The organism is Pseudoalteromonas aquimarina (assembly GCF_049257255.1).
Classification (GTDB): Bacteria; Pseudomonadota; Gammaproteobacteria; order Enterobacterales; family Alteromonadaceae; genus Pseudoalteromonas.
The window spans coordinates 38091-44252 of the sequence record NZ_JBMMUG010000011.1; the positions used below are offsets into that span (position 1 = coordinate 38091).

At 39.8% G+C, this 6162-nt stretch carries 6 protein-coding genes and 4 tRNA genes; 9 read left to right on the forward strand and 1 reads right to left on the reverse strand.

Annotated features, from left to right (window positions below; all coding sequences use genetic code 11):
- Window positions 1–74: 74 nt before the first annotated feature.
- The gene (locus AAEU29_RS20280; protein ID WP_421974998.1) at window positions 75–698 is read left to right on the forward strand and encodes a DUF2057 family protein; all 624 of its coding nucleotides are present in this window, start codon (window positions 75–77) and stop codon (window positions 696–698) included.
- 30 nt (window positions 699–728) lie between these two features.
- Here the strand turns inward: AAEU29_RS20280 and AAEU29_RS20285 are convergent, their stop codons facing one another.
- The gene (locus AAEU29_RS20285; RefSeq protein WP_421974999.1) at window positions 729–2561 is read right to left on the reverse strand and encodes a M1 family metallopeptidase; all 1833 of its coding nucleotides are present in this window, start codon (window positions 2559–2561) and stop codon (window positions 729–731) included.
- A 121-nt stretch (window positions 2562–2682) separates the two neighbouring features.
- On the opposite strand from AAEU29_RS20285, the gene murB reads away from it, so the two are divergent.
- The 8 genes from murB to AAEU29_RS20325 all read left to right on the forward strand — a co-directional run.
- Window positions 2683–3693 (forward strand): UDP-N-acetylmuramate dehydrogenase, encoded by a 1011-nt coding sequence (gene murB, locus AAEU29_RS20290; protein WP_421975000.1) that lies wholly within the window; start codon window positions 2683–2685, stop codon window positions 3691–3693.
- Window positions 3681–4673, forward strand: a complete 993-nt coding sequence (birA, locus tag AAEU29_RS20295) for a bifunctional biotin--[acetyl-CoA-carboxylase] ligase/biotin operon repressor BirA (RefSeq protein ID WP_421975001.1) — start codon at window positions 3681–3683, stop codon at window positions 4671–4673. Before murB ends, birA begins: the two co-directional genes overlap by 13 nt.
- Complete coding sequence (locus AAEU29_RS20300) at window positions 4673–5347, forward strand: type III pantothenate kinase (protein ID WP_421975002.1); 675 nt, start codon at window positions 4673–4675, stop codon at window positions 5345–5347. The genes birA and AAEU29_RS20300 overlap by 1 nt, the downstream gene beginning before the upstream one ends.
- Before the next feature lie 145 nt (window positions 5348–5492).
- Window positions 5493–5568: transfer RNA gene (locus AAEU29_RS20305), tRNA-Thr, on the forward strand.
- Between the two features lie 43 nt (window positions 5569–5611).
- Window positions 5612–5696: transfer RNA gene (locus tag AAEU29_RS20310), tRNA-Tyr, on the forward strand.
- A 43-nt stretch (window positions 5697–5739) separates the two neighbouring features.
- Window positions 5740–5814, forward strand: a tRNA-Gly gene (locus tag AAEU29_RS20315).
- Window positions 5815–5825: 11 nt separating this feature from the next.
- Window positions 5826–5901, forward strand: a tRNA-Thr gene (locus AAEU29_RS20320).
- A gap of 138 nt (window positions 5902–6039) precedes the next feature.
- A partial coding sequence (locus AAEU29_RS20325; protein ID WP_249297365.1) for a GTP-binding protein occupies window positions 6040–6162 on the forward strand: 123 nt, incomplete at its 3' end.

The window sequence follows — 6162 nt, forward strand, 5'->3', positions numbered from 1 at the left end:
CCTAGTAGTAATTTTGTGTTAATTATGCCAGTTTAGATTGATGGAATTTATCTGCAAGGGTTTTTGGAATAACAATGAAAAAACTACTGGGTATAACTTTACTACTGCCAATGCTGTCTTATGCAGCAACTGTTAAATTTGTAGAAGAATTGATACCACTTCAAGTGAATGAGCAGAAGGTTGAACATTCATTTTTCTCGAGTGTTAGCGAAATCAATTTACCTGCAGGTGTTCATAAAATAAAACTCAAATATAAAGACATTTATGAAGTTGATTATGATGAACATGAAACAGTCGAATCAAAACCGTTTTGGTTAATTGTGGACATTGATGATGCGAACCGTGATTATAAATTGTCGATACAACGCGCTGATGATATTTCAGCTGCGAAGAAATACAGCAAACAACCCTATGCTGATTTTGAAAAGTTGGGAAGTACTGAAAAACCAAAACGTTTGAATGCTGTTAATACAAAAGTTGTACTAGCAACAAATGTTTCACCAGTGCCAGCTGCTGTGGCAGCAACAAGTAATACTCAACCTGAAGTAGTCACGCCAGTAATATCAGAAATTAATGCTGTTGCACCAGCTGCACCTGCTAGCCAACAACCTAGTGCACTCAATATGCTTGAATTTTGGTGGTCTCAGGCAAGTGAAGCTGAAAAAAATGCATTTTTAAGTAATAAAAAAGGCAGCTAACACTGCCTATTATAAAGTCGTTAACAAACCTTATTTAAATAAGTTATCAACAGTACCTTGTGCAAGTGGGTGGTAACCAGGTTTTGCTTTTTGATACACCTCATTAGCCCATTCTTTTTTACCATTTGCAATCAGTGCTTTGTAGAGTGGTACAATCAATTTGCGACGACCAATACCTACAAGGTGATCTTCAAGTGGTCCGTAAATAGGCTCATAACCATTACCTACAGCCAACATAAACCATGCAAAGCTTAATTCATCATTGGTCGAATGCGTTAAATCAAATGCCTTATCTAGTTGTGACATTTTATCAAGCGCTAAGTCACGCGGTAGATTATTAATAAAGTGCAACCATTCATGAACGGTCCAATTGGTAGTTGGCAAAGCCGATATTTCACCTGTTGTTAACCATGCTTTTGCTGCAGCATCCACTTTAGTAAAGGCATTAGAGGTTGGATTTGGGGCATCTTCAGGCAAGCCTGGTTGATGGATCCATTCTTTAGCTTTCTCAACTGAAACAATACCTGGGTACTTGTTAAGTAAATTGTCTGCTAGATATGTTTCAAATTCAGCTGTGGTTAGTGATTTGAACGAATATTCTTTAAAGTATGAGCGCACAAACTCGTCAAAACGTTCACGGCCAAATTTCTCTTCAAGATAAATTAAGAAAAGCATGCCCTTAATGTAAGGCACCTTGCTAAATGCATCATCTGGATCGCGGCCATTTAACTTTAGGTTTAAGCGTGTATCGCCTTGTTCAAGGTTAGGCATTTGTCCATGTAAGGCAGCAGTATCAAGTGCTTGTTCCATTACTGCGCGATCACGACCAAACACTTCTTCCATAATACGGTTTTCAACGTATGACGTGAAACCTTCGTTTAACCATAAGTCTTCCCATGTCGCGTTAGTTACAAGATTGCCAGACCATGAGTGAGCAAGTTCATGCGCAATAAGGTTTACGAGGCTTTTATCACCGGCAACAACTGTTGGTGTAATAAATGAAAGGCGTGGGTTTTCCATACCACCAAATGGGAAACTAGGCGGCAACATTAATAAGTCGTAACGACCCCACGCATACTCACCATAAATTGCATTGGTTTTTTCAATCATGGTTTGGGTGTCATTGAATTCCGCTACAGATGCATCCAGAATGGTAGGTTCTGCAAAAATCGCTGTTTGATGCGACATTTCTTTATATTCTAAATTACCCGCGCCAATTGCAATCAGGTATGGTGGAATTGCTTGTGGCATCGTGAATTGGTAATCACCATCTTTAATAAATGCATCCGTGTTGTCTGCACTCATAACTGCGCGTACATCTTTTGGTGTTTGAATACGTGCTGAGTAAGTTACACGCATTGCTGGCGTGTCTTGCACTGGGATCCAGCTTCGCGCATGAATGGCTTGCGATTGGCTGTACATAAATGGTTGGGTTTTTGTGGCTGTTTGTTCTGGTGTTAGCCATTGCAAACCTGATGCTTGTGGCAAGCTGTTGTAATAAACGCGCACTTTCTCTGCTTGGTTAGCAAAGTTGATGGTAAGTTTGGCTCCTCTAACGCCATCATCTTTTGCAAGTTGCCAACTTGCTTTACGCCAGTTGCCATCTTTGTCTTTGTAAAGCACTTTATCAATAACAAGATCACGGGTGTCTAAAATAAGCGTTTTAGCATTGTTAGTGCGCCAGTCTAGCGTATGCTCAGCAAAACCTTGAAGTTGCTTTTGTTCGAAATCAATCTCAAGATCTAGGTGAATGTGTGTTGAAAGCACTTGATCTAAATTACTGAAAGTGTGTTCATCTACAGCGGCGTGAGAGTTGGTTGATAAACTCATTGCTACGAGTGCTGCGATAGCAGATAACTTCATCTAATATTCCTAAAAACGGGTTGTATACAATTATTGTCAATAATACGCACTTCTATGCGTTGAGTAAAAGAATGCGTTAATATGTGCGTAATTTTATAGTTAGGTAATTTGAGCACCTATTTTGATTTCTTTACTGCAGCATCACACCTTTGCATTACCTGCATTTGCCACTAGTTTGATTCGTATTGAACAGTTAAACGAGTTAAATCAGGTTGATTGGCACATCCCTTTTATTATTTTAGGTGAAGGGAGTAACACCGTATTTGTTGATGATTTCCAAGGGCAAATTATTCAAATAGCAAATAAAGGTATTTCAGTAAATGAAACAGATGCTAGTTATATTATTGAAGCTTCAGCGGGAGAAAACTGGCATAGCTTTGTAAGTTTCTGTGTAAAGCAAGGTATGTATGGCCTTGAAAACTTGGCACTAATTCCTGGTACGGTTGGCGCGGCGCCAGTACAGAATATTGGCGCTTATGGCGTTGAAGTAAAAGATGTCATTACTAAAGTCAGTGGTTTTAATATTGTCACGGGTGAGCATCAGGTCTTAACCAATGAAGAGTGTGAGTTTGCTTATCGAGATTCTATTTTTAAACATGCTCTGCTTGGCAAGTTTATAATTACATCGGTCGAATTTGAACTTCAAAAAGAGTGGCAAGCTAATTTAAGTTATGGGCCGTTACAGTTTTTGCAAGCACCCACTGCACAACAAGTAATGGATGAAGTAATTGCTATTCGTTCAAGTAAATTACCTGACCCTAAACTACAACCAAATAGCGGTAGCTTTTTTAAGAACCCAATTGTGTCAAATGGGTTAGCTCAATCACTGTTAGAGAAATATCCGTCAATGCCAAGCTATTTCGTTTCAGACAAACAAATCAAATTAGCGGCTGGCTGGTTGATTGAACAAGCAAATCTGAAAGGCTATAAAATAGGCGGTGTAGAAGTGAGTGAAAAACAGGCGCTGGTTTTAATTAATAGCGATGGTGCAGTTAACAAAGATTTACTCGCAATGATTACACATATTCAAAAGGCAGTGTTGGCAAAATTTGGTGTTGCCCTTGAACATGAAGTAAGGCTAATTGCAAAAAGTGGTGAAACCAAAGTTGAGGCGCCAACATGTCACAAATAACTGGGTCCAAATTAGCTATTCTTCAAGCGTTGAAAAATGGTGAGTTTATTTCAGGTCAGCTTTTGGGTGAACAACTGGGTATTAGTCGGGCTGCAGTTGCAAAGCATATTAAATCTCTATGTGAACTCGGGTTAGATATTTATAAAGTAAATAATAAAGGCTATTGCTTAAAACAAGAGATTGCTTTGATATCTAAACCCGAACTGCAAGCTGAGTATCAAAAATTATCTGGGCAAGTTGGTAATTTTGAAACCTTTGCCAGTATCGATTCAACAAATACTGAGCTTATGCAGCGCATTGCAAGTAAGCAAGTTCTTACTTCGGGTGCTGTTGTTGTAGCTGAAATGCAAAATGCGGGTCGCGGTAGACGAGGCCGTGTTTGGCAATCTCCTTTTGGCGCGAACCTTTATTACAGCTACTACTGGTTGCTCGATGATGGTTTGCAAGCGGCAATGGGTGTGAGTGTTGCTGTTGGGTTAGCTGTGTTTGATTGTATTAAGGCGCTATATAACGTCGAAGTCAGTTTAAAATGGCCAAATGATATTCTGGTGAATAACCAAAAGTTAGCGGGTGTTCTTGTTGAGCTTGATGGTCAACCAGAAGGGCCTTGTCACTTAGTGATAGGAATTGGATTAAATATCGCAATGCCAGAAAGTGCCAGTGAGCATATTGACCAAGCTTGGGTGGATTTAAAGCGTTTAGGGCTTGAAGTAAATAAAAATGAGCTGGCGGCAGCGCTCACTTATTATTTAGAGCAGCGTTTAGCGCAATATCAAGCTACAGGGTTAAGTGAAATGTATTCTGAGTGGAATAAAGTAAATGCATTTGCAGAACAACTTATCACTTTAAATACAGGGCAAAAAACGTGGCAAGGCATATGCGTAGGTATAGATAAACAGGGTGGGTTAGTATTACGCCAAGATGGTATTGAGAAAACATATTATGGCGGCGAAATTTCAGTACGTAAGGTTAATCAATAATGAAGTTATTAGTTGACGTAGGTAATACTGCATTAAAACTCGCACTATATAATGACGATAAGATTACTTTTGTTGAACAACAACAGTTAAATTGGCAAGGGATCGCGCAAGTATTAGTCGCCAGTGTGCGAGCAAATCCATTACTGGATAGCTTAGTGAGTAAAGCAAATGAAAAAGGAATCGAAGTTAAATTCGCAAAAGTCAGTGCACAACAAAATGGTGTTACGTGTGCTTATAGTGAATTTAAAAACCTTGGTATTGACCGCTGGTTAGTGGTTTTAGCAGCAGCTCATTTATACCCAAACCAATCATCTATTATTATTGACGCAGGAACAGCAACGACGGTAGACGTACTAATTGATGGTAAAACCCATAAAGGGGGTTGGATCATACCGGGTATCGATTTGATGATGGAATCAATCGTTGTGCGTGCAGAAAAAGTGTTTGCCAATGAGACTGTAATGTTTGAAAACAACCTTGGTAGCAATACACCAGAGGCTCTCAGTTATGGTTGTTTAGCTGCCAATTTAGGTTTAATCCAACAGGCAAGGGCATTATTTGGTGAAAATATCCAAGTTTTATGTACCGGTGGTTACGGAAAATTACTTGCACAGCATCTCGAAAACAGTGAATTTATCGAAGATTTAGTGCTGCAAGGGTTAGTCGCTTACTAAAAAACACAGGATAACAGCATAAATCTGCAGCGATTTGTCTAAAACTTGGACGTTTGAACAGATACTTTCATTTTTTTTAAAATTAATGGTTGCATATCCTAAAACCTTGCCTTAGAATCTCGCCCCGTACTTAAGCAGTATATGTGCCGACTTAGCTCAGCTGGTAGAGCAACTGACTTGTAATCAGTAGGTCATCCGTTCGACTCGGATAGTCGGCACCATTTTACTTTCACTATATGAAAGTCTAGCTTTAAAAGAATTTGTGGAGGGGTTCCCGAGCGGCCAAAGGGATCAGACTGTAAATCTGACGGCATTGCCTTCGATGGTTCGAATCCGTCCCCCTCCACCACTTACTCTTGACGGTTAGAGGTAGTTAAGAACAGGTTCCGAAAGCGGGCATCGTATAATGGCTATTACCTCAGCCTTCCAAGCTGATGATGCGGGTTCGATTCCCGCTGCCCGCTCCAGTTTCTGGTGTGCTGATATAGCTCAGTCGGTAGAGCGCACCCTTGGTAAGGGTGAGGTCGGCAGTTCAAATCTGCCTATCAGCACCAGTACCGAGTCACAACCTTTCTTAAATATTTTCCACTTCCTTTAATTTGTCATAAACTTATTCAATTATTTGAATACGTCTGCGCTTTTTGTAGACACTTTACATGTAATTTTAGTTATATAACTTTATAGGTTCCGTCATGGCAAAAGAAAAGTTTGAACGTTCGAAACCGCACGTAAACGTAGGTACAATCGGCCACGTTGACCACGGTAAAACAACTCTAACTGCAGCAATCACTAACGTACTTGCAAAAGTATACGGT